The organism is Allobosea sp. CER48, assembly GCF_044752385.1.
GTDB lineage: Bacteria > Pseudomonadota > Alphaproteobacteria > Rhizobiales > Beijerinckiaceae > Allobosea.
Map to the genome: position 1 here is coordinate 1 of NZ_JBIWYK010000597.1, position 1,599 is coordinate 1,599.

1 protein-coding gene, 1 other RNA gene and 1 pseudogene are annotated in these 1,599 nt (G+C 65.7%); 2 read left to right on the forward strand and 1 reads right to left on the reverse strand.

The window, feature by feature from the left end; all coding sequences use genetic code 11:
• Window positions 1-276: 276 nt before the first annotated feature.
• Together ACIPIA_RS15860 and rnpB are read left to right on the forward strand one after the other, a co-directional pair.
• Window positions 277-879 (forward strand): transglycosylase SLT domain-containing protein, encoded by a 603-nt coding sequence (locus ACIPIA_RS15860; protein ID WP_400510938.1) that lies wholly within the window; start codon window positions 277-279, stop codon window positions 877-879.
• Between the two features lie 56 nt (window positions 880-935).
• An RNA gene (gene rnpB, locus ACIPIA_RS15865) (RNase P RNA component class A) lies at window positions 936-1,342 on the forward strand.
• 65 nt (window positions 1,343-1,407) lie between these two features.
• Here rnpB and ACIPIA_RS15870 read toward each other — a convergent pair.
• A pseudogene (locus tag ACIPIA_RS15870) lies at window positions 1,408-1,599 on the reverse strand (MBL fold metallo-hydrolase); the annotation flags it as partial.

Genomic DNA, 1,599 nt, shown 5'->3' on the forward strand with positions numbered 1-1,599 from the left:
CGTTCTTTTCGGCCGCGGGCGGTCAAAGTTTTTCTGCAGCGCAAATACCTGAAAATACTTTGTAGTTAAATATAGAATAAATTCCTGTTTACGTATTGATTTGCGCGTTTTTCTTGCCTCGTTGACAGATAATCGACACATTCGACTATCAATTGAGCGCCCCCATCGGCCAGTCATGGCGCAGTATGGGTTCATTTCGACATGCGATATATCTCTGGTTGTTTCGCGGCTGCGTGCCTGATTAGCCTCTCCGGCATGGCTTCGGCGGAGGAATTCGTGAACGCGGAAACGGACGCCAGGGCCTTCATCGTTCGCGAGGCGGAGATCGCCCGCGAGAAGGCTGCTGACGCGAAGGGCGAGCGGGCGGAAGCGACCGCCACCAAGGCGGGCAGCAAGGCCGAGCGCAGGGCCGCCCGGATGGCCAAGGCCGAGGCGGCGCGTGCCGCCGGCGCCGAGACTGAAACCACCGCGCCTCGGGCGAGCCAGGCTCTGGCTGCTCCGGCCGGAGCCGAGGGTATCAAGGCCATCGTCGCCCGGCATGCCGCGGCCAATGGCGTGCCGTTCTCGCTGGCCGACGCCGTGGTGCGCGTCGAGAGCCGCTACAATCCGCGTGCGGCTCATGCGGGTAATTTCGGCCTGATGCAGATCCGCCACCAGACGGCGCGCGGCATGGGCTACGCGGGCGGGGCCGGTGGCCTGCTCGATGCCGAGACCAATGTGCGCTACGGCATGAAGTACCTGGCGATGGCCTACAAGATGGCCGGCGGCGACACCTGCCGCACGATCATGAAGTACCAGAGCGGGCATATGACCACCCGCATGAGCGGCGCCAACCGCACCTATTGTGCCAAGGTGCACACGATCACGGCGCGCAACTGAGGATCGGCGGCGGCCCGCGCTTGACGCCGGCCGCGCCAGCGCGCATCTCCCCTTTGCCAGTCGGCCGGACGGCCGCTCTCGCTCGCGAGGGAGGAAAGTCCGGGCTCCACGGAAACACGGTGCCGGATAACGTCCGGCGGGGGCGACCCCAGGGAAAGCGCCACAGAGATCGAACCGCCCCGCGCTGGAGAGCCTCGGCTTTTCCGGCGGGGTAAGGGTGAAAAGGTGCGGTAAGAGCGCACCGCGGACCCGGCAACGGGGACGGCATGGCAAGCCCCACCGGGAGCAAAACCGAATAGGGACGACGCTTTCCGCGCAAGCGGGGAGGGGCATGTTTCTGAGCCCCGTCGTCCGGGTTGGTTGCTCGAGGCGCGCAGCGATGCGCGTCCCAGAGGAATGGCCGTCACGTCGGGGGAGCGATCCTCCGGCCATCCAGAACCCGGCTTACAGGCCGACTGGCACCCTAAATGTCGAAAGGGCCGGGAGCGATCCCGGCCCTTCGCCGTTTCTGGCCTGGCTGGCCAATCGTCAGAGCGTGTAGCTCCATTCGGCCGGGACGAAGCGAAAGGCGTTGCCGCTCTTCTTCACGGTGCCGAAGCCGGGGAAGGGCATGTGCGAGCCGCTGAACGGAATTCCGTCGGCGGCGGCCATGTCGAGCACGCGGCGCCGCGAGGCCGCCGCCTGGGCGCCGTCGGCGTCGAAGACGAAGGTGATCTCGGG